The following is a 24,705-nucleotide window of genomic DNA, read 5'->3' on the forward strand; positions in this document are numbered from 1 at the left end:
ACTCAACTGTTATACGATTTACCGATAGCTTAACCTTATTTTGAAGATCAAATCAGACAGCCCATGACTAACTTACTCAGCCAAACTTGGTTCATCGCGCTCATGAGCGTCACGCTGATTGGAGCAGTTCTAGCTGCTGTTCACCATGCCGAAGTGATTGCCCATAAAACAGGTGAGCCATTTGGCACACTAATACTCTCTATTAGCGTCACCATTATTGAGGTGTCACTCATTATTTCAATGATGCTCACTGGTCATGAAGGATCTGAGTTCATTGCCAGAGATGCGGTATTTGCTACGGTGATGATTGTGATTAATGGCGTGATTGGTCTCTGCATCTTTATGGGTGGTTTAACCCATCATGAGATGAGCTTTCGTAATGAAGGAACTAATTCAGCATTAGCAGTATTAACTGCATTGGCTACTTTTATTTTGGTCATGCCAATTGTGACTATCAGCACACCTGGTCCTGACTTCACAAAGAGCCAGCTTGCTTTTGCAGGCATAGCTTCATTTGCACTCTACATTGCATTTTTATTCTTCCAAACAGTTAGTCATCGCGATTACTACTTGCCGAAGAGGGAAGATAAGAAAACAGATAGTAACGTTCATGCTCAAAAGCCCAGTGGACTGAAGACGGCAGTTAGTGGCGCTCTATTATTACTATCCCTGATTACTGTAGTAGGTCTTGCAGAGCTTCTTAGTCCGGCCATTGAGCGCGGTGTTGCAGCTGCAGGCGCGCCCAAAACGATTGTAGGTATTGCGATTGCACTGTTGGTATTAATGCCAGAGGGCTTTGCGGCTGTTAGAGCGGCTAAGGCCAATCGCTTGCAAAGCAGTTTGAACTTAGCTTTGGGTTCGGCTTTAGCCAGCATTGGCTTAACCATTCCGACAGTTGCAGCCATTGCGATCTTTTTTAATCTCCCGCTAAGTCTGGGTATTAGTGATCTCAATATGACATTGATGTATTTGTCATTCTTTATTGGCGCACTCACTCTAGCGATTGGTAGAACTACCCTCTTGCAAGGTGTAGTTCATATCATCATCTTCTTAGAGTATCTGTTCTTAAGCTTAGTTCCTTAAATAGGCAATCAAGCGAAGCGCTACTAATTATTAGTTCTTGCCTAAGGTAACACCATCCCTTAAGACCTCATAATGTAAGTGGGGACCAGTCGATCTTCCAGTTGAGCCCACCTTAGCAATCGCCTGGGATTGTCTTACAAAGTCACCCTGCTTTACCAGGATCTCTTGGGCGTGGGCATATCTTGTTACCACTGCGTTCTTATGCTGCACATCGACCACATAGCCATACTCTTGATCCCAGGCTGCGCGGATCACTACACCTTCGGCCGTTGCTAGGATTGGTGTGCCATAGGCTGCCGGGAAGTCTGTTCCTTCATGCCAAGCCGTTTGCTGGGTAATCGGGTCAATGCGATAGCCTAGGCCACTGGAAGCTTGAGGCATGAGTGGCAATGGTGAGGCCGTAGGAATTGAGCTCGATACATCCCAACTTTGTGTCAGGGATTTTTGCACTTCTTGCACACGATTGCTCAGTGCAATGGAGTCTTGTACGGTGCGATCTAAGCGAGCACCATACTGCTCACCTTGATTGCCTAAGTTAATCACCGCATTTGCCGGGCTGAGTGGGCCACCTTGAGCATTACCGAGATCCACCACATTGTTGCCGTAGTTAATTGAGTTGCTTGAGTTGCTAGCTAAATTCACACCATTGGTTTTTGCTAACTGCATACGCAAGTCGTCTAGCTGAGCCAAGTTACGCTGGGCTTCATCCAATCTAGCTTGAAGCTCCATGAGCTTGGTCTCGTAGTCATCTTCTGAGTTTGCAATAAAGCGCTTCTCTAAAAGATCTTTTTTCTCCATCGCATGCAAGATATCTTTGGTCTCATTGGTAACGTCGTTAATAGCAACGTTTGCGCCTACAAGCAAGGCCAAGCTGAGTGCTCCACCGAAAACCAAATGGCGAGCCGTAAGAGAAATCTCTCTCACTTTGCTGTGCGGTCCAGTCATGATTAATATTTGCATTTTTATTACCTTACCCCTGAATTCATTTCTAAGATTGGTTGCATCACTGCCATTACGATTCCCAAAACCATTAAGCCCATAGCCAATATTAATAAAGGTTCGAGCAAACTGGTAAATATTTTGGTTTTTTGCTCAGATTCGAGCTCAGCGTTCTCCGCCCCGTACTTCAGCATTTCATCTAACTTGCCAGATGCCTCACCCGAACGAATCAAGTGGATCAAGATTGGTGAGAACACCCCTTGGCTACCCAAGGCTCTGGATAAGCTGGTGCCCTCGCGTAATCTGACTTCTGTTGAATCAATCGCTGCACGCAAGACTGAGTTACCTAAAGTGCTACGAGCACTGTGTAGGGCTGTCAGGATAGGCACATTGGCAGAAACCAACATTGCCATCGTGTTTGCAAAGCGCGCCGTCTCAAAACCCAAAAGTAGCGGGCCTAATAAGGGTGCATTCAGTAAGGCACGATCCACCTTTAAACGAATGTCTTCTTTAGAGAGAGCACGACGCCCATAAAAGATAGCGGCGGCAACTAATATCACCAACAACCAACCCCAGTTCACAATGAATTCTGATAAACCCAAGATGAAGCGAGTGGAAAAAGGTAAAGCCTGCTTAGTACTCTGAAACACGCGCGCAATTTGCGGAACAACATACGTCATCAAGAACAAGACAATCATGAATGCCACACCCGTCAGCATGGCCGGGTATGCCAGGGCACCCATTGCCTTGTTTTTGAGGGCTTGACGCTTCTCCAAGAACTCAGCTAACTGTGTAAGTACTTGCCCCATCTTGCCTGACTGCTCTGCTGCTCCTACCACCCCTTGATACAAAGGATCGAATGAAAGTGGTTGGCCTGCAATTGCTTTAGATAAAGGTAACCCGGCACGAAGCTCAGCAACCACTGCCTGTAAAACTGTTTTGACATGGGCTTGGCTTGCTTCTTCAGCGAGCACAGAGAGTGCTTCATCAATCTGCACGCCCGATCGCACCAAGATCGCCACTTGCTTGGTAATGATCGCGAGATCTGCACGACTAAGCGGCTTGTTTTCTGAAAACCATTTATTCCAAAAACGCTGTTTGCCCCATTCGGTTTCGAGATCAATCGTGACAGGCACTAATTGCTTAGCCATCAGGGCCTGACGCACTGCACGCACGCTCTCGCCTTCAACGCTACCGCGCTCGCTCTTACCTGCGTAAGTTAGGGCTTCAAAGCGATAGCGTGGCATAGCTCATTTATTTGATTGAGTTAGTCGATTTGCTTAGTCAACTTCTACTGAGCCAGTAACACGCAGAATTTCTTCTGGAGTCGTTTTGCCTTCAGCTACCCAGCGCTTGCCATCGTCAGCTAAGGTACGCATGCCAGCTACTAAAGCTTGCTTACGAATATCACTCTCAGCCGCATGCTGATGAATCAATTCCCGAATCTTTTCATTCGTGGTCATGAGCTCATAAATTCCGGCGCGACCACTATAGCCAGACTCACCACAGGTAGGGCAACCTTTGCCGCCACAAGCCGAACAGGACATCCGAATCAAGCGTTGACCTAATACACCCAACAAAGTAGATGATAGTAGGAATGGCTCAATACCCATATCAATCAAACGCGTAACTGCTGAAGGGGCATCGTTGGTATGCAATGTTGCTAATACTAGATGGCCTGTTAAAGAAGCTTGCACTGCAATCTGCGCAGTCTCTAAATCACGAATCTCACCAATCATCACAATGTCCGGGTCTTGGCGCAAGATCGCGCGCAAGGCCCTGGCAAAGTTCATATCAATACGGGAGTTGACTTGGGTTTGTCCGATACCATCAAGATTGTACTCGATCGGGTCTTCCACCGTCATGATGTTATTAATCTTGTTACGCAAGCGCAGTAATGCGCCATATAAGGTGGTGGTCTTACCGCTACCTGTTGGGCCAGTCACCAAAACAATGCCGTGCGGACGATGAATAAGCTGATCAAATTGATTAAAGGTGTCTTCGGCCATGCCTAGTGCACGCAGGTCTAGGCGATCGTAATTCTTCTCTAACAGACGCAGCACCACACGCTCACCATGCGATGTAGGTAATGTAGATACACGCACATCAATCGCGCGCCCACCGACGCGCAAAGAGATACGACCATCTTGTGGCATCCGCTTCTCAGCAATATCGAGCGAAGCCATGATCTTGATACGAGAAACTAAAGCGGCATGTAGATCACGACGCATATCAACGATATCGCGCAAATTGCCATCCACCCGAAAGCGCACAACGGACTTGCGCTCAAATGCTTCCAAGTGAATATCCGATGCCCCATCACGGCTAGCCTGCTTAAGCAAACTATTAATCATCCGAATCACTGGAGCATCATCATTCATCTCCAATAAATCTTCAGAGACTGGCATTTCTTGTAAGAGGCGAGATAGGTCTACAGCCTCTTCTACTTCATCTACTACTTGAGACGCATTGAGATCACCTTCGGAGTACGCAGCATTCAGCGCCTCTAAAACTTCTTCGCTGGTTTGCTCAACACGAAGAATGGGGCCCACTAAACGGCAGATCTCTTGTAAGACTGAAAGATCTGTCTCAGGACTATGAATTAAGGTTGGAACACTCTCTTCACCACCCTCATTCACCGCGCCCTTAATCAGCAAAATCTGATTTGCTTTGGCATAACTAAAGGGAACGCGGGGAAGGTGCTGCATGGATTCGGGCTGAGCTCGTCTTGCTGGATAGTCTTATTGAATCGTCTTATTGAACCGGAATGGGCACTGGTGCACCAAAAGCCGGAACAGACGACGGTCTTACCGGAATTGGCTTAGTTAATCCAGAAGACGGCAGATTATTTGGCGTCTGATTCACTGGTTTACCAGGCGGAATCAATGGCGGCTCAATATCGGACATCTTCGTCAAATCCTCTTTAGGCAAGAGCATTGGCGCTTGCTTAAATGCAGTTTCAGTTTGCTGGACTAAGTTCAAACGGTTGGTAGTGATGTCGGCAGCTTGATCTTTATCACGCAAGATATAAGGACGCATGAAGACGAGCAAATTGGTTTTGGTCCTCGTCTTTGAATCAGACCTGAATAGCGCCCCAATAATTGGAATATCTTTTAAAAATGGCACGCCATTGGAGCCATCATTGTATTTATCTTCAATCAAGCCACCGAGCACAATGATCTGGCCATCATCCACTAGGACATTAGATTCGATATTACGTTTGTTCAAAATAATGCCGGACGCAAAGTTTTGGTTATAGATGGAAGACACTTCTTGATAAATCTGCATCTTCACTACACCGTTATCAGAAACCTGTGGGCGCACTCGTAAAGTCAGGCCAACGTCTTGACGGGTGTAGGTTTGAAATGGCGTAACAGTACTGGTTGAGCCTGTTTGCGCATACGAACCAGTGATGATCGGCACGTTCTGACCCACCACAATACGGGCTTCTTCGTTATCCAAAGTAATGAGGTTTGGTGTTGACAGAATATTCGTGCCTTGGGTTGTCGCCAAAGCAGTAATCAAGGCTGACATGCCATAAGTGCCATTGAATTTGGTAAGTAAGCCCAAGTTCAAACCAGGTGCGGGCGGAACAACAATGCCAGTTGCATTACTTGGATTGAGAATATTGTTGACGTTGGAACCCAGCCCAATAATGTTTGAGCCAGTCTGCCCCTCAGCATTGGTGTAATTGGTGCCACCAAAGCCAACGTTTTGATTACCAGAGCCAACCAAGCCCTGCCACTGAATTCCCAACTCTTCCGCATTGGTTGAGCTCACTTCAGCAATCAAAGACTCGATGTAGACCTGAGTACGACGACGATCTAGTTGCTCAATCACATGACGCAGATTGCGATACAAAGGCTCACTAGCAGTAATGATGATGGAATTGGTAGCTGGCTCTGCCTGAATAATGCCGCCGGTAGTTGGGTTGCTTGAACTCGTTAAAGCCGAAGTAGCAGCAGAAGATCCTGAAGCACCAGGAGCCGTGCTGGCTTGTTGATTAGCGGTCTGCTGATTGAGATTGGCTGCAGGATTGACGGCACCTGGCTGACCCGGAGTGCCGCCTACTTGTGCTGACAAAGAAGCATCGGCGGCCACAATTGCACGTAAGGTAACCGCCAATTTAACTGCTTCCGCATTCTTGAGCGGAACTACCCAAATGTTGCCGTTATTAGCGGTAGGCACATCAAGACGAGCAACCAACACACGAATTTGACGAATACGTTCTGCACTAGGACCGCGTACCAAAATAGAGTTACTTCGTGGCTCAGCCAAAATCATGGTTTTGAGCGAAGGATCGGCACCACCGGTTGAAGCGGTATCCAATACCTTGCTGAGGATGGTGGCCATATCTGAGGCAATGGCGTAGTTGAGTTTGATGCTTTGTACGTCGCTTGAAGTCGGTGCATCAATCGATTCGATCAATTGCCCAATACGCTGAATGTTGCTAGCGTAGTCAGTAATCACAATCGTGTTATTACCGGGATACGCATTAATGGTGTTGTTCGGCGATACAAGTGGACGTAACACTGGCAGTAAATTATTGGCAGATTCAAAATTGAGTCTGAACACACGCGTAATGATCTGATCACCCTCTTGCTTGCTCTTGCCCGTTGTGACTGAGTTACTAATGAGCTTAGCATCGGCCTCAGGAACTACGCGGTAAACGCCATTCACATCTACCAGCGCAAAGCCTGATGTTCGCAGGGCTGTAGAGAAGGCATCAATTGCCTTAGCCTTGGTGAGCGGTCTATTGCTAATGAGATTGATAGTACCTTTAACCTTAGGGTCAACCAAAATCGTTTGGCCAGTTGCCTTCGCTAAAACACTCGCAACAGACTCAATATCAGCATTAGAGAAGGACAAAGTTACAGCGCCCTCATCAGGCACAGTGCTATCAGAAGAAGGTGCGCGATTTGCTTGCGCGTAAGCCAAAGGCATGACGACACTCTCGCCGACAAAGCAAATAACAACCAAGATCGCTAAGCGCTTCTTAAAGTTGAGTTGCAGGTTCTTCTGCATTTGACTGAATACTTTTTGCATACTATTTTCTTTATTACCGCTATTCTTCACTTGTAAATTCATCTAAAAACTTAAAACTTCAGGCGATACGTATCACCTTCTTTTTTACCCAATAATGACAACAACCCAATTAAGGATTCTTGTGACTCCGGTGAGGCACTTGCTTCACCAGAAAATTGCATTCCTTTGCTACCAGCCTTATTGCTAAATTCTCCTTGCCCTTTTAATAAGAGCGGGCCACTTGTAGTTGATAAGGTCCAATTCATACCCGTATCAGCAATATTTGCAGCAATCTCGTAACCGCCTAATGGCTTTACAGGGCTTATAGGACTGGTCAGGTTACTTATGATAATTCGAATAACTCCTGACGATGGGGTATTTCCAGCCCCGAAAGCGGGTAAGTTAGCCATTAAGCCCGCTAAATTGATATCGGTCCAGCGTGCCCCAAGCTCTCCGCGAGGGCGTAAGGTGCTCCAAGGGTTACCCAATCCCTCCAAAACATTGGCCGGCAGCTTGATTTCATTAGAGGCAATTTGGGTTTTACTCAAACTCCAACTAATCAATTGAGGCTGCTCGAAAGCGGCAAATTGCAGCTCGGTATTACAAGTCATGGATAACAGCTTACAGCCAGTAGACCAATGGAAGCGTTCGGTAACGGACATAGGATCGCGGCATCCACCTTCCGTGGCATTGGGCTCGGAAAATGCCAAAGCCGCACTGCCTTGCCAAATCGTTCCAATGGGTTGTTGCAACATCACGCGGCAACCTGTTTGGGATGCAAGCGATCCACTTACCCAGCTGATCGGCATTTGGCGAACCATCACCACCAGGCAAGCAAACACCAATGCAGCCCAAAATAATTTAGGCAACTTGGGATGAGTAAAGTCGAGGACGAGTTTCATGAAATAGTCATCTACCTATTCATACCGGCTTGACCACCGTACTGCACTAGGACACCGCTGATATTTACTATACCTGCACCACTAGTAGAGATGACATTCAGTTGCTCTGGATATAAGCGCCAGGTCATACGCAACTCATCTAGCGTATCAAGCAGCACTGAGAACATGGCATCACTAGCTTGAAACTCAATCCGTGGAGGGTTATCAGCAGTTAGGCGAAGAACGCTTGGCTTTAAACCACGCGTGGTCAATACACCCCGAATTTTTTGCATCTCCATATCGTCCAGCAGGGTTACTGTCGCAATCCCAGGACTATAGGATGGAGCTTGAGAGGAGAAGCTTGAGGATTTAGCCAGCTTAATTAAGCTTTGCAATTGAGACCATTGTGCAGGACGCATATCCAATTGATTCTGAACGCGCTGACTGTATGGGGCAATAGCAAACAAATTAACTAGTAATAATAGTAAAACTACAAATAACAGCACAACTGCATTGCGTCGCTCAATTACAAAGCGCTGTAGTAGAGATGGCAATTGCTTGATGTCAAACTTTGAGGATGATGAAACCAGCGCGGCACTTGCAGATGTTTTACTGAAGCCACCCTGCACTTCAGAAAACTTCTGCTGCAGTGTTTTAGGTAGAGATTTGAGATTCTTCAAATCTTGCATTGAGTAATCTTTACTCAATAGCTCCTTTACCTTCTTCAAGAAAGTAAATAACTTTTCAGCGAACTGATTTAGTGGACTTTGATTCATTGTCCAAGCCCTGAATATGGTTCTAGACGATAGCGATTAGCGCTTAGCGCTTTAACCATTAAGCCTAACAAGCGGGCTTTTTGCATGACTTCAGCGCTGGCCTGCTGATTTGATCCTTTTAGCGCCCCGGGCTTAAATTCAAAATTGATAGCGTAGCCATCGTAATCAAGCTTTTGCAAAACCTCTGGCCCAAAGGCAGTCTTGAGTTGCTGTAGTTTGGCCGCCATTGGCGCAAAGTCTGCATCCGATACTAAGCCTTGGCGTCGCTGGTCTTGGGTCACTTGTTTTGTAAATGCAGTGATTACAGAATTTCCAGACGAGCTGCTTATGCCTATGGCTTTATCTTGTAATTTGTCTTGCGCCTTTTCTTGATTAAATTTGGTAATAGACACTGGTGTTAATGACTGGGCTGCCAAGACTTCGATTTGATTTCCCCACCGCCAGTTATCTACTACCAACCAACCTAAGTGCAAGAGATATCCAGCAACAATGCTGACGATTAAATACTTTGACCACTGTGCAGACTGACGCCAGATTGCTGGGTCTATCCAAGTTGCGCTTGCACTAACTACTTGGTTTCCATCTACGCGTTTACGCTTTAGGTAATTAGATAGATTTGATAAACCTTTACCTGCTTCGCGTCTAAATGTTTTAGGTAGCAAATTAAGAGAATAATTGGCTGACTTAGATGATGCGTTATCTTTTAAGAACTGTTTTGCACTAGGTGCTAACCAGCTCCAAGAGAGCTCAACCGCTGATGAGTCCTGCAATACTTTGGGAAGAGTAATACTGTCACCATCATGGTCGTCCGCCCTCTCAACCCAGGCCACGCCTAGCTGTAAGCCAGTACGCCGAGTCAGAATCAGAGCTTGTTCAACCCGTTGATAAGCAATAGATGGTACGTCAGAGACATTCCCAGAATCTGGAATAGCAAGCAATAGACATTCCGGAATTAAACGAACGCGTTGACTGATTAAGCTCTCTAGTTGTTTAGTGAGCCATGCAAACCATGCGCGATCAATGAGCGCAATGACTCTTTGTAATGCAGGCCTGCCTGGCATCGGCGGCATTGCTTGCACTGCAAGTAATTGCGCTCCAGTGAGCACATACTCTTCAATGAGATTGGGAAGTATTTGTTGCAACTTCTTGGCGTTTGCCAAGGGTACTTTTGCTTCGATCAGACGCACATCGATTGTCGGCAATAAGACTAATACTTCATCTGCATAAGGCATGGATTCGGTAGTGCCGATACCAGACTCAAAAGCGCCTGTTTCTAGAGTTGCATCGTCACCCTCAACTAAGCACCATTCAAATCGCTCTGCGCAATTAAGCTCAGACCACTCTCGAGCAGAATCCCCTGGGGATCCAGAACCAGAAAATGGTTTTAGGGGGCAACGTACTATTAATAAGCTCAAATGCTTTGTTCTTTGAATGGTTCTTTATTTGCTGATATTCAGTCAGAAATCACTTTGCCAGTCTTACTCCAGATCACTTGCGTGAAATTACCACTGGGCAAGGGGTTCTGGGATCTCTGAATTAGTGCCGAACTAACAAATATACCTCTTCCCATACGTATTTCTGAGCGGGCGAGCCAAAATTGGGAACGTACATCGACTAAGGAGGCATCTAGGGTAATGCCCTGACTGGCGCCCATCTTATTTAATAGGGTGGTAATTTCATCGGCGCTTTTGAGGGGGGTTGCCGCCCTTTGCTGCACAAAAGCCCCCGCTGCCGACCTTGTGAGCCCCGGTATTGCTGCCATTAATACCTCTGTAGAAGCCGTATTGACGTTAACTGTTGTTAAAATCGGTAAAATCGTTACAAAAGGTCTTATCTGTTCCAAAATGGCAGAACTATAGGATGGCAGCTTTAGCAGGCCTTCTAAGTCATAAATCGGCATATCCATCTGCAAAACACCCTGAGCAGTCTGCTGGGCCAGGCTTTTATCTAAGCCCAAAGCGTCAAGGAGGCGTCCATACTCCTGCACCCCAGGGGGATTGATTGTTTTAAAACTCTTATCCCAGAGATTGGCTAGATTGAACTGACTTTGAGCATCGATGAGTTGCCCCTGCAAAGTGACTGCAGCTATCTCGTCTGGCACATCCGTATTCTTTAAGAAATCCGCTACCTTTCCATCGGCAAGGGGCAAAGCCCAAGCTTCACCCAAATGGTCAATCTGACTATTGCGCTGATCTTCCACTAAGACCAGGCGAGCAAAATCAATTGCTGCGCGTTGCAACCACTGCGCTTGTACTTGATCACGTGCATTCTCAAGAGTTCGAATCTGAATTTGCTGACGCCACATCAAGCCCGCTAAAAGTACAGCAGCCACACCCACCACAATCAATGCAGTCACTGTTGCTGAGCCACGCTCGCGATGAGATGAATTGCACATAGGAAGTAAAGAGCGCACTCTTAAAGATGTCACAGAGCACCTCCCATTAAACATGATCGTGTAATGGGTAATGCAACATCTTTAATCCACCACTGCATGACAACACCCTGTTGTTCAGGAAGTAAATTACTGACATTAGGAGCGCTGTTAGCAGGAGGATTGGTGGAGGGAGTGGTGGCAGTGGAGGTAGAAGCATTAGTAGTAGCGTTGGGGCTTCCAGTGCCAGAGGCACTAATGCCACTGGTACCGGCACCACTGAGCACCGAAGTCTGCACCTGAAATGCTTGGCGTACTACTGTGGGTACTTCCAGACTTAACAGTAAATCACTTGATGCCAAATCAGGATCACGAGAGATGCCAAACCACAATGCGCCCGCATCAGATCTTTGCAATAAAGGCTTGCTGGTCCAGCGTTGCAATCCAGAAGGACCCATGCCATAGCCAGCAATTACCCAAGCGTCTACGTTGTCTGCGCGATAGCGACGTAAGAACCAAATATTTTTAGCACCAGATGCCACAGCAGAAACTGCACCTCCGTTAGCACCACCACCCGCTTGAGAATTTGCCAAACTACTGAGCTCATCGCGTACTAAAACCGATTGACAATCTTTTTCAAACTGGCGCACGAGTTGTGAGTAATCCGCATCTTGATTAGCGCGTCGATCAATCACTTCGCGCCCCCGAATCATGGCATCCATACCGCGCCATGCCATTAAGCCTACTAAAGCCATGATGACGAGCGCAACGATGACTTCCAGTAAAGCGAAGCCATGCTCTTGTGAATTTAGCCCTTGTTTATTCGGCTTTAGATTAATCATATTGCGCAATAAAATAATCCAGCAAGACTGAGTTGATTTGACATAATTTTCACCTCTCTCAAACCTATTTTTCCGGTCTCAATCCTGGCACTATTGAAAACTCTTTTTGATATTAGTGACTAGAGCTTAATCCCTTAAAGCGCTCCAAAACAGAGGAAAGTTTTTGATCGGTGATGTAGATACCAAACTTGTATCTAGCAAAATCAAGAAGCAATCTCCGACTGGCCTTGTTGCTCTGGCTGCTCGCGTATTAATTGCAAGCCCGGCTCAAAACTGGCTAAAGAAGCAGAAATAAATGTAAAGAGGCTACTTTTGGGCGAAAGGAGAAGTCCACCGCCAAAATGCTGAGCAGCGACCTCTGATTCAGTTAGGCGATATTCCTTGGAAAAACTTACCACTTGGCTTTGGCCAGTTTTAAAGATGTGAGCTGCATCCATGATCTACTCCTCTTGATAAATGAATGATATCTTCTTTGATAGGCATGGCGGAATTTCGCAAACTTATTTTTGCTAGCAGTCCTTGATTTAAAAAGCTGATGTTTAGAGGCTATGTATATGCTGGCCAATGCGATTTAGTAGATCGCCAAAACTTGGCTGCCCTTGGTAATACAGGCTAGCTACCTTTAGATATTCAGATTCAAATAACTTTCGATCTTGTGAATCACTCAGAAGAAAAGCTGGGTTTTGAGAAATGACTAAGTTATCGGACTTGGGAAAACGCTCTATCTTTCTAGTCTGATACCTATCAGTCTTAATAAAGCCTAACACTGATGGACAGTCTAAGAGGCAATATAGATCGTAGTAATGTCTTAAGAAATTCTTAGGAAATATCTTCCCTTCTTTGTATTGACGATACTTTGTAGCAATGGTTTGCAGCTTCTCTACAAATGTATATTCTGGCAGGTAGCAAAGGACGTCTTTAGCTCTATTGTCATTAAGCCCTTTGACGTACTTAATCGCATAATCGTATGCCCATGATGAAATATCTACCGCTTGATTTGGTGCTGTATCGTCAAAACCCAATTCCAATAAAACGCCATCCTTTAAACCACTAAGCAATGGTGTTGTAGATAGGTAATTTAAGCGAATCCCACCACTGCGCATTTTTTCTTGATCATCGAATGCATGATCTCGTATAACTTCTTGTATGCCAGAAATCTTAAGCTCACTGGCAACCCAATCGTAATAGTCTGCGCGAGATTTGATGTGCACTTCTTTATCTTGATTTTTTCCAGTCTTAACATCCATGCCTGCTGGCGGCTCAATACGAATATCAATATCTTCGGAAAAGCGATGGATGAGTCCAAACCCTTTGGATAATGAAGTTCCGCCTTTTAATTCAAATGCGAACCCTTGTTGCTGCACTCCCCACAGACAATGCATGATCCAGTAATCTTTTTCAACCAATGTAGGATCAATACCCATAGCATCTGATACTGCTGCAATCAGATCCCTGAAGTCCTTGTGGTCATGCAATAGCATTAAGTACCGCTTTCTGGGGGGCACGCAACCAAGATGAAACCCGCTTCTTAGTTCTGCCTGCACCATAAGTACTAACCATTTTTTGCAACTTAGCAGTTTCAAACTTATTTAATTGTTTCTCTGCCATAGCCAATACGTCGCTTTTATTCTCGGCAAGCGAATCTAGATTATTCAATAGATCTACCAACAGGAATTCTTTATCCACTTTTTTGGGGAAGCGCGGCTTTACTCGAAATTCAAAACTTCTATTGCCTAATTTAAAAATGCCATGACGCTTATGGTTGTACACCACGGTCTTGTTATAGAGCTGGGTTGTTCCTAGACCTAAAGAGTTATAGCCATTGGGTGAAAGCAATAAAAAGTTCTCATCTTTTAAAAAAGCTTCGACTAGATCTTCGTCCTTTGGAGGCACCCTACCAAACGCTGAGGACTTGGGCGAGTAATACAGTCCTTGGGCAAGCTTTTCTAAATCACCCGCATCAACTAATTGCTTTAAATGGCGATCAACCGCATTAGAGCCGCTTAAAAAGTCTTCTCTTCTATAGACATGGCCACTCTTTAAATGCGAGCGAAGTCTACCCAATGCGCTATCGCGCACTTCAGGTGAGGTACTCAAGGAGGGTTTTACTGGCTCTTTTTGCATGATTTTTTATTGAAATTTCATGCAATTTTAGCGTATCACCTACAAAACTGCAACCAAGATTGTCCCTAGACATTTATCACCCAATACCATCTGAGGTCGGCTTTTTAAGACCATAGGGAGGATTTTAGGAAGTAATGCTTCCCCCATCCACAGAAAGCTTTCCCAATAGGGGTGCATCTTATTTGCAACAAGGCAAATTACTGCGCTAGCAGGATTACATCACACCACCAGACGGATTGGAGACTACGGTAGTCAACCAAGCTAGACGGGGGCCGCTGGCTACATCTGCGCTACTCGGGCTAGATAAGTAGACAGTGACTTCAATTCTTCTAAAGGCTGGATTGGGGGTGCTGAGCACTTTGCGTTGACAGACAAAAACATAAGTCGCTTGAGGGCAACTAAAGGTAGTAGTTCCTAGTTCTGGCCAAGCACGACTCATACGCAAATCTAAAAGCGTATTGTCAGCGCTCCATAAAGCCATGGTTCTTTGTGAGACTGCGAGTTGCGTATCTGCACCATTTGCAATCGCACGTAAACCAGCAAGCATGGCAATGCTTAAAACTGCTAAACCCACTAACACTTCGATAAGTGCAAAGCCATTGCGATGGCGCAGAGCTTGATGAGTGTGATCGGATTCACTCATAACTTTGTCCAACTAAAACGGCCATTACGATTACGGGTCAATATTGCCTGCCTGGTATCTTGAGCACCACTTCCGGTGACTTGCTTAATGGGGATTTGCAAAACTTGCGCCACTTGCTCGCCACCTAAAGTGAGTTGGAGTGGAGCAATCTCAACAGGCTTATACCAAGACTGAGGACGATACACATCAGGCATCAGACCTGAAGGATTGTTGACTGGACTTACAGCACCATTGCCAGCAAGTGAGATGGCTTGGCCGCCAGTTGCGTTGGAACTTGAGCTCATAGACCCTGCAGATCCCTGAGAGCCATAGGCGCCGTTACTATTAGGAACAAAAAATCGCCAGCCTGCTGAATCAATTTGCGCAATCATCGGAGTACCAGACATAGCGCTTTCGTCTTGAGCAAGATTGAGTGATGAGACGAGTTGATCAAGATTGTCTTTCCAATAACGCTCATCATGATTTGGAATAGCTAAAACGGCTACACCCAGCATCACTGCCATGATGGCAATGGCAACAAGTAACTCGATTAAGGTAAAGCCAGCGTCTACAGCTCTTCTCATTTTTGAGGAATAGCTTGCCAACATACTCTTCGCCACTACATTCAACCGAATTAGCTTAGATGCAACTAAAGACTTACTGCCAATTGCCAATGTCGGCATCGTTTCCGGTTCCGCCTGGCTTACCATCTGAGCCATAGCTAAAGACATCGATTTCGCCATGAGTACCTGGGTTGGCATATTGATATGGATTACCCCATGGATCTTTTGGAATGGAATCTAAATAGCCACCTACTTTCCAGTTCTGCGGAACAGGTTCTGAAGTGGGCTTTTCTACCAATGCTCTGATGCCTTGCTCAGTGGTGGGGTAGCGACCGATATCAAGACGATAAAGCTTGAATGCCTGCACCAGAGTGCCTACATCATGTTTAGCAGCTGTCGCACGTGCCTCATCAGGGCGCCCCATGATCTTCGGAACAATTAAAGTCGCCAAAATACCAATAATGGCGATCACCACCATGATCTCAATTAAGGTAAAGCCAGCATCTCCACCCTTTTTCGGTGCGGACATAGCAAAACGAGTAGCTCCAGAGGCTTTAGAGGGTGACTTTTGAGTCAAAAAAGCAGGCTTACTGGCAGACATGAAGCGAGCAATAAAGTGAGACATATGGTGGCGCTTTCAATGATTTAAACTAAATTAAATTTTATAGGTATTTTGTCACTTTGAGCGAATTTATCAAACGAATACAGGACAGGCTAAAGAGCTCTAAACAGGCCCCGAAGCAAGAACCTGACGCTGCCTCAAAATCGGGCAAGCCAAACTATGCTCAAAGTCCCTTGGCAATTTCCTTAAACCGATTGATCCCTACTAGCCCAGCCAATCTCACCAAGTTCGTAACCTATCTCCTGATGCTTGCATGCGCCATCTCAGCAACCTATTGGCTCATGAGGTTGGTTCAAATTCCGGGAACACCAAATCAGCCAAGTAATGGGATTTCTAAAGGCCTGACTTTGTATTCGAATCAGGATGCAACTGCTGGCTACGCTTTGTTTGGTAGTAAGCCACTGGTGACTGAGAATATTTATCTGCGTGGCGTTGTAGCAACCTCAAAAAACCCTGATGGCTCACTTGATGGCTTTGCTATTTTTGAGATTGATGGAAAACCAACCAATGCCATTAGTGTTGGTGAAACTATTGGTAAGGGCTTGAGCCTGCAAAGCATTGGTGATGAATCTGCCATCCTCCTCTATCAGGGTCAGAGGCTGAGTTTCAAGCTCAACAAGGCCACTAAAGATAAGAGCGATAAAACTAGTAGCTCTAATAAGAAATAAGCATTCCAGTCAGTATGAGACCGAACGCACTCCCTCGGCTTCATCAGGCAATCTTAGCCGCTATCTTTAGTGCGGTAGCCCTACACTCTGGCATTTGCCTAGCCGCCGAATCTGATGATATCTTTCACATGGTTCAACCAGAAACCAAGAGCCAGCTTTGGATCAATCCAGGCATGGCTTCTTATCACTTTGATCAAAGCAAAAACTATAACAGTGGTAATTGGGGTGCAGGCCTAGAGTATCGATTCAATACCGTTGCTTCAGTAACAGCAGGACGCTTTTATAACAGCGATCGCGCTTACTCAAACTATGCAGGCATCTACTATCAACCAATTGCTATTGGCCCAATCAAAATTGGCGCTGTATTTGGAGGTTTTAATGGCTATCCCGCAACCAATAATGGCGGCTGGTTTGCTGCAGCACTGCCTGCCTTATCCTGGGAAGGTGAGTGGGTTGGGGCCAACGTCTTCATTATTCCGACTATTGGGGATCGGGTGCATGGGGCGATATCGCTACAACTAAAGCTAAAGGTATGGGAATAACATTACGCCGCCCAGAGATGTTGAAGAGGCATGCTCTTCTGAGGCTCTTAGAGTTCCCCATACTCATTGCGTTGATACTAAGCATTGCCCTGCATATAGCGGCCTGGAAAATGCTACCGCATTATGAGCCACTACCCACTGGCAAAAGTCATGGATGGCTCAAGATTTTCTTATTAAATGCAAATGACAGCCCTGAACAAGGATCAGAGGCAAACAAAATTCAGAGCAAGTCTCTGATACCGACGACCCTACCCCCAGAAACATCTTCAACCCCCACCAATCAGCAAGCAAACTCTAAAGTAGTCGATGCACCCTTTTTTATGAGGCCCACTCCTGGACAAAATCTTTTTGGCTCTTCGCTCAACAAATCATTGCCCAGCCCAAACACTCAAGAAGAATCCCATACCAAAGACCGGCGTTGGGAGACACAGGTACGCGCTCAAAGTCAGCAACGTCAATTTCAGTTGAATCAAGCTATTGCTGCTTTTGACGCCCAACAAACACAAAGGGGAAGGCAATATTTCTGCGAGATTAGCCTGAATGAAGATTTTTCCGCAGCCTATCTTTCTTGCGAGCCAGCTGGACTTCAACAGGAGCTTCGGGGAATGCTTTCTGGGACGCCCATTCGCTGGCAAGAGAATAAAAATGGGCTATCCAATATTCGCATATTAGGACAGCCCACACATTCAAACTAAGTTGAGAGATCCACTAAAGAGCCCTCAAGCAATACTGATTATTGCGCAGCTCCATTCACTACACTTGGTTTACTCTGAAACACGCTTTGCGCAGGAACTGGCTGTTGCGCCACAGTGGGATCAATCAAGCTAGAGCCAGGCAATGTCAGACCGCCAACTACAGATAAATCCAAGCTGCTACATTGAGCCATTGGCAACGTTGTGAAATACACGCCACGTTGCAACCATTTAACGTAATAACTCGTTGAAGTGGCAGATCCATCAGAGTTTGTTTTATTAACAGTACCAGTTGCATCTTGCGCAAACGGAATGTTCACATCACTCACCCATTGATTATTGGAATTACAAGCCGCTTGTGCACCAGAACTATCAATGCAATGTCCTGGAACCCATAAATTGCCAGGCTGTGGAGATTGAAAGCTAATGGTTCCGCCAACATAAGATGCAGTGTTCCCAGGCAACGCTGGAACTGTATAGCTCAAGTTAATTGGCGGATCAAAGGTCGGTGAACTACCACTAGGATTGGTTAAATAAGCATAGTTATCCCACTGACCACCAGACTGCCATGTGTAGTAAGTAGTACTTCCACTGGATGGACTGCTGATGAGATTAGAGCAATAAGCCGCTCCAGCTACACCACCACTTGCTGTACAAGCCATAGCTGATAAATTATCAGCGGTATACAAATTGTAGAAGTGGGATTGTTGATTTGGATTCAAAGTACTTGATGTCCAATCAATCGCATGTCCACCAATTGTTGGTGCGCCTGTAGCTGGATCCCATCCAATATTTTGCTTACTCGCACTTGGACTACCATTAAAGGTGTTCACATCGGTCAAAGTCGTTGTCCATGCTGGGCAGGTTCCGCCAACACAATAGAGGGTTTGCGCTGCTAATTCGGAAGGTTTGATATTGAGCTGAGACTGCTTTATAACTGGTGCAGTTGCTGGTGTGTAGGTGCTGTAAGCGCATGAGCCGCCACTGCAATTCCATTGCGACATTTGGAAGTTGTAATTGGTATTTGCACCATTGATCCAACCACCACCACCCCGAATTTTGTAGGTGCTGTCAGTCAAGTCAGAAAAGCTCACTTCGGTAGAGGGAAAGTTTGTAATTGAGCCGTTGTTATTCCAGTCAGCAAATCCTGTGAAAGTAAATTTGCTCGTGCTTTTCGACCAAGTACCGATAAGCCCAATATTATTACTAGAGCTTAAAGACTGGCATGCACTTAAGTTACAAATCTGTTTAACGATCGCAATATTTCCATAAACACCATTAACCTGGTCGCCCCAGAATCCAAAATTAATACCCAAGCCATCCAATTGGTCAAAATTACCCACATTGGTTGTGACTTTTCTTAAGGTGCCCGGCATCTTATGAACGGTGTATGCAGTTCCATCTGGGCCATCTACAGTTGTTGCATTGAGCTGAGCCGGCGTATCTTGAGACCAGAAATTCAAGCCATCATAGTTTGCTTCACCAATCTGGTTAGTTGAGCCATGCTCACTAATAAAAAATCCTGAGTTTGTGTAAGCAAGCTTAGCGCCAGTGTTTTGGTCGTATAAATAATTTTGCCATGTTGAGTACTGCACATTGGGATTACTTAAGCTTGGGTCATAGCAAGACTGTGTACCTGACTGCGTATCGTTCCAAAGGTAAATACCATTACCAAAGCGAAATCTACCACTCACTTTTGGACTATTACTCGTATCGTCAATGATGCCGTAGCCAGTAGTGAGAGACGTATAAACCACAGTACCCGCCTGATGATTGCCGCCATTTATCTGATAAGTGGTGATACCTGTGGTGTCTACTGAAACATATCCAGAACCGTCATCACAGCTACCAGCCGCTGAAGAGGCGAGAGAACTGCAAAACTTCATTGTCCACTTACCATAAGGAGCGTATACCGCTGCGTCACCCCAAACAGTGCCATGAATCTGAATATTCTTTTTACGGCCATCACCATCTTTTTGAATAAAAAGACTGCCGATAACATCAATTGATGAGTCGGCATTTTGAGTTACTGTCAACACTGCATTAACCCATGATGGATCCGAGCCGACTGAACCCCCTGAAGTGGTGCTAGTACTGGTGTCATTACAGAGATTCTGGTCAATTAAAGCAACATACTGACCAGCCCCTACGTTTTGCTCAGGTGCCATGAGATTAATCATGCAGCTAATATTGCCGGCACCACTAAAGGTGCCGCTTGTTGGATCCTTGGCATATGACGTTTGTTGATTCGTCATGTATGCAGAGTTTGCAGGCGGCGTTGGGTAGCTGGCGGCGGAAGAAACATTGATTCCGCAGCAGACCAGCGCACCAATTAAAAGAGATTGAATCGATTTATTCATTGAACAATATCCCGTTAAGAAGAGTAAGCATTATTTTTGGGGAGGAACCGCTGAGATAGCAGTAGGTAATGTGTAGTTAGATGTTGCTGCTCCACTTGGCGTAGTAGATGCACTGCTACTACCTCCACCGCCACCACCGCAGGCTGATAAACCTAGTGCCACCAACCCCACTAGCAAGAAGCTACGGAAGATGTTGATATTGGAATTTCGATTAGACATAGTCTTTTTCTCTTTCTTTTTCTCTTTTTAAGCGAAATGAGGAACAGGGTCATAAAAATGACATTCTTCAGTAATATACCAAAATTTATAACTAATTAATCGTAAGAAATATGAAAAGAAGCCCCAAAAAGGTGATGGCGGCACAAATTAACGCTTAGATCAGGGTAATCATGCGTGTTTGGAGTTATTGAGCCAGCAAATGGCCGTGCAAAAACATATAAAAATGAGGAATTCCTAAAAGCACAAGCGCATTTAAATGCCCCTACCTTGAGCTAATAAGCGCTTGCCCTACTATTTAAGGATCCGCAAAAAACTTAACAGATGCCAAATAACGACCAAAACCCCAATGACAGCTAAAATCAGTGGGCTCAATTCCAGTCTAAATAGGCGTACTCTTTTGTTCACATATTCAATAGACAGCATGCCAACCCCCTTTAGTAATGACCCAAAGAATTAGGGTAAACCAAGCTAAAGATCTCGTTATCAGGTAATTACGCATTGATTTGACGGAATTGGATGATTGGCACAAGACAATTCGAGAATAGCCAACCCACCTAATGAATCGAAACCCTTTCCCACCGTTCATTTAGCCCTAGCAGGAAGCCAGGATGTCTACTGAGTTTCATTTTCAACAAATGATTTTGGAACTTATAATCAACTCATGATTGGTCTACTGTCCGCCTTTTTTGCATCCTTTATTGCAACTTTGCTCATTATTCGTTTTGAGCATCTACATAGCCATATCTCTGCAGACTCTGATTTATCGGGCCCCCAAAAGTTCCATAAGAAAGCCGTACCAAGAATTGGGGGCATTGGTATTGCCCTAGGCATCTTGATTGCCATACTTCTGAAGCTTCAAGCACAACCTACTTCCGTCATTGAATCAACCATTCTCATTTGCGCTATTCCAGTCTTTGCCACCGGACTAACAGAAGATCTCACCAAAAAAATTAGTGTGCGTATGAGGCTTTTGTTCGTGGCTATTGGTGCACTTTTAGCAATCAATCTTTTAAACATTCAGATCGCCAAGCTTGATATACCTGGGGTTGATTACCTCTTAGGATTTTCGCCAATTGCAATTGTATTTACTGTATTTGCTGTAACTGGACTATCAAATGCCTACAACATCATTGATGGCTTCAACGGTCTTTCGAGCATGGTGGGGATGATTACCCTTATGGCACTTGGATACATGGGCTACGTACTTGCTGATCCAATATTGATTTCCTTAAGCTTTATTATGGTGGCCGCCATACTTGGCTTCTTTGTTTGGAATTACCCCAGAGGACTTATCTTTCTCGGTGATGGTGGCGCTTATTTGATAGGTTTTTGGATTGCCATTATTAGCATCATGCTGGTATCGAGACATAGCAACGTATCCCCATGGTTTGCCTTGCTAGTGAACGGCTATCCAATCCTAGAAACCCTATTTACGATCTATCGCAGGAAAATTCACCAAGGTAAGAGCCCTGGTCAGCCCGATGGCATTCACTTTCATTCATTAATTTTTAGACGCGTCCTGAGTTCAGGAAAAAGTGGCGCAAAACAAGACGATTGGTTTACAGCAAACGCCAGAACATCACCTTACCTTTGGATGCTAACCAGTCTAGCCATTATTCCGGCAATTCTTTGGTGGCAATCAACCCCTATTTTGATGGGATTTTTTACCGTTTATATATTCAGCTATGTATGGCTCTATAAAAGAATTGTGTGCTTCAAAACTCCGACCTGGATGCATCCAATTAATTAGCTTTATGTCGTCTATTCTGACTCATGGATATCCAATTAAAAGCCCTGTTTTTAGTATGAAAAGATCCAGGAATAGAGACCTCTTAATGCTTTTGAAATAGGATAAAGGCTATGCACAACATGCCAATTTCTAAGCTCGAATTTCCAGAAGCACTTGAGCTAGCAGAGACCGCATCAATTTTTCAGGATTTAGAATTTGTCATCAAATCAACCAGAGCCTTATCTTCAATGCTAAATGAGGGAAGTAAGGATGAAGTGGTCTTGAGAGGACTATTCACTGCCGCACTTGTAATCTATATCCGCTGCTTTACTTCTGGCAAGAGAATCTCTTTAACAAGCGACATTTACAAGTCACTTCCTGGTGAGCCGATAATTTGCCACCAGCAATACAAAGATACTAGAGATAAACACATTGCACACTCTGTAAATGCTTGCGAAGAGATGATAATTGGAGCCACTCTATCCCCCGAAAACTCCTCCAACCGTGAAGTAACTGGATTGGCATACTTAACAAGCTCACTTACAGCCTATGATATAAATGGGATTGAGCAGTTAGGGCGACTAGCTGAATTTGCCCAACAATATATTGTTGAAAAACAAAAGGTTCTTGGTGAGCAAGTTTTCTCTATTGCAAAAAATATAGATATAGAGACACTGTATAAAGGCAATAAACTCAGAATTACTCCCAAGGGAGGGCCGGCTGTAGCTGCAACCCCAAGAAATACTTGATACATGGTGTTAGCAGGCTTATCGCCTTCTGGTCCATATACCATATAGACCCATGGCAAAGTCACATTTTTGAAATTTGCTTTAGAGCGCCCAAGGTCGAAAAAAGATTTGGGTCAATTTTGCGATTTCAGAACAAAAAATGGACTTCAAAAACGATTTTGCTCGCTTTAAAAAATTAAAAAGTTTTGAATATATTTTCTTAATTCAGAGGCAAATGGAGATTGCGTCATTTTTTAAAGAGTGTGTGGACACGCTTTAACAACTCAATCTAGATTGTAAAAATGTTAGGCTCTCAAGCAATTTCAGCCGATACCCAAAGTAATTAACTACCATTACTTGAGACGCGAAGTAATAGCTTGTCATCTGGAAAGAGTGTCTCAAGGATGGAAATCATATCGTTAACTAGGTTGATTGCGTCCGGCTCCACCGAGTTTAGACTTCTATGGGCCACTCTTGGTATGCGATGCAGTCGATGAAGTGGGTTATGGCAAGTTACAAAATTGGTATCCCTCACCGCGGCCCAATTCCCATGAATAAAGCCAGACGACCAATCATAGTACTTATCGTAAACATCCTTAGCGCCACAGTCATTCGCCAGTTTTCTTAGGTTACTGCTAGCCCAGTGACCAACATCTATATCCAAAAACTCTTGCCACATATCTTCATTAGCCATTGAGTGGAGAGCCCCCTCATCCATAAAGAGTGGCAGATCCCCGTGTGTTTGCTGAATCTTCAAAAATGCCAGCTTTGCTTGGCCTGCGCCGTAAACGCGGTAAGACTGCCACATTACTGGCGAATCTAAGCTTGCAAGATACTTAAGCGTAATGACACTCTCTACTATGGCTCTAAGCGAAATAACACCAATAATCCGCGCATGAATACGATGCATCCCAATCTCTTCAAGAATGCTCAACCCATACAGAACCAACCCAAATGCAGAATCTAATCGGGCATCTACACGTCCTGCCCGGATGTTTTTCCTAAAACTTTCAACAACACTATCTCTGGCTGCATATAAAGCATTGCAGTCTATTTCAGTATCAATGAACTTATAGAGCTCTTCCGCTGATGGATCAATACAGCGGGTATCATGAAGTGCCTGAGCCCAGAATTTTTCAATCCATTCCCCTGGATTACTCCGCCGGACCGTCATTTCCATCGCCCGAATTGAAGGGCGAACAGATCGCATATCGCCTCTGTCTGGGAAAAGCCTGAAGTCTTCAAGCGTCTCTGCAAACGAAGAAGGAAATTGCATTCGACCTGAAATAATAGGAATAATCACTTTGAACCATCGAATATCAGTAGATGCCTCCGACTGATGGTCGAATACTTTTGCAACTGCTAGGGCCAGCGTATTCCAATCCTCATCATTGGGCTCCACATTAAGCTCAGCTCTCCACCTTTCAAGTCCAGGAAGATTTTGTATAAGAAGAATTGGCCTTAATGCCGCGCACCCAAGAGGATGGTTTAAAGCTAGTGAAATAAAATCATGGAACTCTTGATCGCTAACTTCCGCCAATTTGGTTTGATCGACCATAATTGTGAAATCAAAACCCACATCTGGATCGACTGGTTTCTCGTCGATCCTCTCGCCACTTTCCTGCAGGAACCAGCGGCGGCAATGTGCCGCCATCTTTCGAAAAATATCAAGATATTCGCGACGCTCCAATACGCCCGTCAACAAAACTGCCCATAGCATTTCTGGCATATGCTGATCAACCCACGATGAGGTCTTCATTTTGTCCATCTGCGCTAGAGGAGGGATCAGCCTGCTACCAACATGCTTATGGTCACCGAGCATGCTGATATTTAGCGAAGAGAAACGCGAATCCTGCCGCCTAGCTTCACGATCCCTTAATTTCTTGACTTTCCTTTTAGCGCCTCTAGCCATACTTTTT

24 protein-coding genes are annotated in these 24,705 nt (G+C 45.1%); 6 read left to right on the forward strand and 18 right to left on the reverse strand.

Features of this window, described 5'->3' with window-relative positions:
• Nucleotides 1-63: 63 nt before the first annotated feature.
• The gene (locus tag AOC28_RS06790) at nt 64-1,083 is read left to right on the forward strand and encodes an ionic transporter y4hA (RefSeq protein ID WP_072583224.1); all 1,020 of its coding nucleotides are present in this window, start codon (nt 64-66) and stop codon (nt 1,081-1,083) included.
• Nucleotides 1,084-1,113: 30 nt separating this feature from the next.
• On the opposite strand, the gene AOC28_RS06795 is transcribed toward AOC28_RS06790, so the two are convergent.
• The 15 genes from AOC28_RS06795 to gspG all read right to left on the reverse strand — a co-directional run bounded on the left by AOC28_RS06795 (nt 1,114) and on the right by gspG (nt 15,755).
• Complete coding sequence (locus AOC28_RS06795) at nt 1,114-2,028, reverse strand: M23 family metallopeptidase (RefSeq protein ID WP_158009037.1); 915 nt, start codon at nt 2,026-2,028, stop codon at nt 1,114-1,116.
• 20 nt (nt 2,029-2,048) lie between these two features.
• Nucleotides 2,049-3,269 carry a type II secretion system inner membrane protein GspF gene (gene gspF / locus AOC28_RS06800; protein ID WP_072583226.1) on the reverse strand — a complete coding sequence of 407 codons (1,221 nt, stop codon included), beginning with the start codon at nt 3,267-3,269 and terminating at the stop codon, nt 2,049-2,051.
• Between the two features lie 33 nt (nt 3,270-3,302).
• On the reverse strand, nt 3,303-4,730 hold the full coding sequence (locus AOC28_RS06805; protein WP_083564253.1) for an ATPase, T2SS/T4P/T4SS family: 1,428 nt from the start codon (nt 4,728-4,730) through the stop codon (nt 3,303-3,305).
• Nucleotides 4,731-4,776: 46 nt separating this feature from the next.
• Nucleotides 4,777-7,068 (reverse strand): type II secretion system secretin GspD, encoded by a 2,292-nt coding sequence (gene gspD / locus AOC28_RS06810; protein WP_158009038.1) that lies wholly within the window; start codon nt 7,066-7,068, stop codon nt 4,777-4,779.
• A gap of 50 nt (nt 7,069-7,118) precedes the next feature.
• Entirely contained in the window at nt 7,119-7,949 is an 831-nt protein-coding gene (gspN, locus tag AOC28_RS06815; RefSeq protein ID WP_072583227.1) for a type II secretion system protein N, read from the reverse strand.
• A gap of 11 nt (nt 7,950-7,960) precedes the next feature.
• Entirely contained in the window at nt 7,961-8,704 is a 744-nt protein-coding gene (locus tag AOC28_RS06820) for a type II secretion system protein M (protein WP_072583228.1), read from the reverse strand.
• Nucleotides 8,701-10,119, reverse strand: coding sequence for a type II secretion system protein GspL (locus tag AOC28_RS06825; protein ID WP_072583229.1), 1,419 nt, complete (start codon nt 10,117-10,119; stop codon nt 8,701-8,703). The genes AOC28_RS06820 and AOC28_RS06825 overlap by 4 nt, the downstream gene beginning before the upstream one ends.
• 38 nt (nt 10,120-10,157) lie before the next feature.
• The gene (gene gspK / locus AOC28_RS06830; RefSeq protein ID WP_158009039.1) at nt 10,158-11,132 is read right to left on the reverse strand and encodes a type II secretion system minor pseudopilin GspK; all 975 of its coding nucleotides are present in this window, start codon (nt 11,130-11,132) and stop codon (nt 10,158-10,160) included.
• Nucleotides 11,129-11,917 carry a prepilin-type N-terminal cleavage/methylation domain-containing protein gene (locus AOC28_RS06835; protein WP_072583231.1) on the reverse strand — a complete coding sequence of 263 codons (789 nt, stop codon included), beginning with the start codon at nt 11,915-11,917 and terminating at the stop codon, nt 11,129-11,131. Before AOC28_RS06835 ends, gspK begins: the two co-directional genes overlap by 4 nt.
• A 203-nt stretch (nt 11,918-12,120) precedes the next feature.
• Nucleotides 12,121-12,354 carry a hypothetical protein gene (locus tag AOC28_RS06840; protein ID WP_072583232.1) on the reverse strand — a complete coding sequence of 78 codons (234 nt, stop codon included), beginning with the start codon at nt 12,352-12,354 and terminating at the stop codon, nt 12,121-12,123.
• A gap of 102 nt (nt 12,355-12,456) precedes the next feature.
• Nucleotides 12,457-13,398 (reverse strand): nucleotidyl transferase AbiEii/AbiGii toxin family protein, encoded by a 942-nt coding sequence (locus AOC28_RS06845; protein WP_072583233.1) that lies wholly within the window; start codon nt 13,396-13,398, stop codon nt 12,457-12,459.
• Nucleotides 13,385-14,041 carry a DUF6088 family protein gene (locus AOC28_RS11515; protein WP_072583234.1) on the reverse strand — a complete coding sequence of 219 codons (657 nt, stop codon included), beginning with the start codon at nt 14,039-14,041 and terminating at the stop codon, nt 13,385-13,387. Before AOC28_RS11515 ends, AOC28_RS06845 begins: the two co-directional genes overlap by 14 nt.
• A 214-nt stretch (nt 14,042-14,255) precedes the next feature.
• Complete coding sequence (gene gspI / locus AOC28_RS06855) at nt 14,256-14,684, reverse strand: type II secretion system minor pseudopilin GspI (protein WP_072583235.1); 429 nt, start codon at nt 14,682-14,684, stop codon at nt 14,256-14,258.
• Nucleotides 14,681-15,346 (reverse strand): prepilin-type N-terminal cleavage/methylation domain-containing protein, encoded by a 666-nt coding sequence (locus tag AOC28_RS06860; RefSeq protein ID WP_072583236.1) that lies wholly within the window; start codon nt 15,344-15,346, stop codon nt 14,681-14,683. Before AOC28_RS06860 ends, gspI begins: the two co-directional genes overlap by 4 nt.
• Nucleotides 15,321-15,755 (reverse strand): type II secretion system major pseudopilin GspG, encoded by a 435-nt coding sequence (gspG, locus tag AOC28_RS06865; RefSeq protein ID WP_072583429.1) that lies wholly within the window; start codon nt 15,753-15,755, stop codon nt 15,321-15,323. Before gspG ends, AOC28_RS06860 begins: the two co-directional genes overlap by 26 nt.
• Nucleotides 15,756-16,042: 287 nt before the next feature.
• On the opposite strand from gspG, the gene AOC28_RS06870 reads away from it, so the two are divergent.
• The 3 genes from AOC28_RS06870 to AOC28_RS06880 all read left to right on the forward strand — a co-directional run bounded on the left by AOC28_RS06870 (nt 16,043) and on the right by AOC28_RS06880 (nt 17,753).
• The gene (locus AOC28_RS06870; RefSeq protein ID WP_158009040.1) at nt 16,043-16,516 is read left to right on the forward strand and encodes a type II secretion system protein N; all 474 of its coding nucleotides are present in this window, start codon (nt 16,043-16,045) and stop codon (nt 16,514-16,516) included.
• Between the two features lie 128 nt (nt 16,517-16,644).
• Nucleotides 16,645-17,058: a hypothetical protein gene (locus tag AOC28_RS06875; protein ID WP_083564272.1), complete on the forward strand. Its 414-nt coding sequence runs from the start codon at nt 16,645-16,647 to the stop codon at nt 17,056-17,058.
• Complete coding sequence (locus AOC28_RS06880; protein WP_072583239.1) at nt 17,049-17,753, forward strand: hypothetical protein; 705 nt, start codon at nt 17,049-17,051, stop codon at nt 17,751-17,753. The genes AOC28_RS06875 and AOC28_RS06880 overlap by 10 nt, the downstream gene beginning before the upstream one ends.
• A 38-nt stretch (nt 17,754-17,791) precedes the next feature.
• Here the strand turns inward: AOC28_RS06880 and AOC28_RS06885 are convergent, their stop codons facing one another.
• Both AOC28_RS06885 and AOC28_RS06890 read right to left on the reverse strand, forming a co-directional pair.
• On the reverse strand, nt 17,792-20,110 hold the full coding sequence (locus AOC28_RS06885) for a hypothetical protein (RefSeq protein ID WP_072583240.1): 2,319 nt from the start codon (nt 20,108-20,110) through the stop codon (nt 17,792-17,794).
• 30 nt (nt 20,111-20,140) lie between these two features.
• A complete protein-coding gene (locus AOC28_RS06890; RefSeq protein ID WP_072583241.1) occupies nt 20,141-20,329 on the reverse strand; it encodes a hypothetical protein in 189 nt (62 codons plus the stop codon).
• A gap of 661 nt (nt 20,330-20,990) precedes the next feature.
• On the opposite strand from AOC28_RS06890, the gene AOC28_RS06895 reads away from it, so the two are divergent.
• Together AOC28_RS06895 and AOC28_RS06900 are read left to right on the forward strand one after the other, a co-directional pair.
• Nucleotides 20,991-22,079, forward strand: a complete 1,089-nt coding sequence (locus AOC28_RS06895) for a glycosyltransferase (RefSeq protein ID WP_072583242.1) — start codon at nt 20,991-20,993, stop codon at nt 22,077-22,079.
• 110 nt (nt 22,080-22,189) lie between these two features.
• Nucleotides 22,190-22,807 (forward strand): hypothetical protein, encoded by a 618-nt coding sequence (locus tag AOC28_RS06900; protein WP_072583243.1) that lies wholly within the window; start codon nt 22,190-22,192, stop codon nt 22,805-22,807.
• 322 nt (nt 22,808-23,129) lie between these two features.
• Here the strand turns inward: AOC28_RS06900 and AOC28_RS06905 are convergent, their stop codons facing one another.
• Complete coding sequence (locus AOC28_RS06905) at nt 23,130-24,698, reverse strand: DUF5677 domain-containing protein (RefSeq protein WP_072583244.1); 1,569 nt, start codon at nt 24,696-24,698, stop codon at nt 23,130-23,132.
• Nucleotides 24,699-24,705 lie beyond the last annotated feature (7 nt).

Origin of the sequence: Polynucleobacter sp. MWH-Adler-W8 (assembly GCF_001889925.1) — a bacterium.
Lineage (GTDB): Bacteria > Pseudomonadota > Gammaproteobacteria > Burkholderiales > Burkholderiaceae > Polynucleobacter.

Bases quoted from the DNA above. Each gene is read 5' to 3' on its own strand.
- AOC28_RS06890 (WP_072583241.1), bottom strand. From the start codon at position 20,329: ATGTCTAATCGAAATTCCAATATCAACATCTTCCGTAGCTTCTTGCTA.
- AOC28_RS06795 (WP_158009037.1), bottom strand. From the start codon at position 2,028: ATGACTGGACCGCACAGCAAAGTGAGAGAGATTTCTCTTACGGCTCGC.
- AOC28_RS06860 (WP_072583236.1), bottom strand. From the start codon at position 15,346: ATGCCGACATTGGCAATTGGCAGTAAGTCTTTAGTTGCATCTAAGCTA.
- AOC28_RS06840 (WP_072583232.1), bottom strand. From the start codon at position 12,354: ATGGATGCAGCTCACATCTTTAAAACTGGCCAAAGCCAAGTGGTAAGT.
- AOC28_RS06895 (WP_072583242.1), top strand. From the start codon at position 20,991: ATGATTGGTCTACTGTCCGCCTTTTTTGCATCCTTTATTGCAACTTTG.
- AOC28_RS06845 (WP_072583233.1), bottom strand. From the start codon at position 13,398: ATGCTATTGCATGACCACAAGGACTTCAGGGATCTGATTGCAGCAGTA.
- AOC28_RS06835 (WP_072583231.1), bottom strand. From the start codon at position 11,917: ATGATTAATCTAAAGCCGAATAAACAAGGGCTAAATTCACAAGAGCAT.
- gspG (WP_072583429.1), bottom strand. From the start codon at position 15,755: ATGTCCGCACCGAAAAAGGGTGGAGATGCTGGCTTTACCTTAATTGAG.
- AOC28_RS06885 (WP_072583240.1), bottom strand. From the start codon at position 20,110: ATGAATAAATCGATTCAATCTCTTTTAATTGGTGCGCTGGTCTGCTGC.
- gspD (WP_158009038.1), bottom strand. From the start codon at position 7,068: ATGCAAAAAGTATTCAGTCAAATGCAGAAGAACCTGCAACTCAACTTT.
- gspN (WP_072583227.1), bottom strand. From the start codon at position 7,949: ATGAAACTCGTCCTCGACTTTACTCATCCCAAGTTGCCTAAATTATTT.
- AOC28_RS06900 (WP_072583243.1), top strand. From the start codon at position 22,190: ATGCACAACATGCCAATTTCTAAGCTCGAATTTCCAGAAGCACTTGAG.
- AOC28_RS11515 (WP_072583234.1), bottom strand. From the start codon at position 14,041: ATGCAAAAAGAGCCAGTAAAACCCTCCTTGAGTACCTCACCTGAAGTG.
- AOC28_RS06820 (WP_072583228.1), bottom strand. From the start codon at position 8,704: ATGAATCAAAGTCCACTAAATCAGTTCGCTGAAAAGTTATTTACTTTC.
- gspI (WP_072583235.1), bottom strand. From the start codon at position 14,684: ATGAGTGAATCCGATCACACTCATCAAGCTCTGCGCCATCGCAATGGC.
- AOC28_RS06790 (WP_072583224.1), top strand. From the start codon at position 64: ATGACTAACTTACTCAGCCAAACTTGGTTCATCGCGCTCATGAGCGTC.
- AOC28_RS06905 (WP_072583244.1), bottom strand. From the start codon at position 24,698: ATGGCTAGAGGCGCTAAAAGGAAAGTCAAGAAATTAAGGGATCGTGAA.
- AOC28_RS06880 (WP_072583239.1), top strand. From the start codon at position 17,049: ATGGGAATAACATTACGCCGCCCAGAGATGTTGAAGAGGCATGCTCTT.
- AOC28_RS06875 (WP_083564272.1), top strand. From the start codon at position 16,645: ATGGTTCAACCAGAAACCAAGAGCCAGCTTTGGATCAATCCAGGCATG.
- gspF (WP_072583226.1), bottom strand. From the start codon at position 3,269: ATGCCACGCTATCGCTTTGAAGCCCTAACTTACGCAGGTAAGAGCGAG.
- AOC28_RS06805 (WP_083564253.1), bottom strand. From the start codon at position 4,730: ATGCAGCACCTTCCCCGCGTTCCCTTTAGTTATGCCAAAGCAAATCAG.